Annotated in this window: 1 protein-coding gene; it reads left to right on the forward strand. The window is 72.6% G+C overall.

From position 1 onward, the window contains the following. A partial coding sequence (locus G3I78_RS50805) for an enoyl-CoA hydratase-related protein (protein ID WP_203616634.1) occupies positions 1 to 383 on the forward strand: 383 nt, incomplete at both ends.

Raw genomic sequence — 383 nt, forward strand, 5'->3', positions numbered from 1 at the left:
GCACGGGTTCTGCCTGGGCGGCGGCATCGGCCTCGTCGGCAACGCCGACGCGATCGTGGCCAGCGAGGACGCGACCTTCGGGCTCCCCGAGCTCGACCGGGGCGCACTGGGAGCCGCCACCCACCTGGCCCGGCTCGTCCCGCAGCACCTGATGCGGACCCTCTACTACACCTCCCGCACGGCGACCGCCGCCGAACTGCACGCGCACGGCTCGGTGTGGAAGGTGGTCCCCCGGGGCGAACTGCGGGCGGCCGCCCTGGAGCTGGCCGCCGAGATCGCGAAGAAGGACGGCTACCTCATCCGGCTGGCCAAGGCCGCCATCAACGGCATCGACCCGGTGGACGTGCGCCGCAGATACCGCTTCGAGCAGGGCTTCACCTTCG

Source organism: Streptomyces sp. SID13726, from assembly GCF_010548375.1.
Lineage (GTDB): Bacteria > Actinomycetota > Actinomycetes > Streptomycetales > Streptomycetaceae > Streptomyces.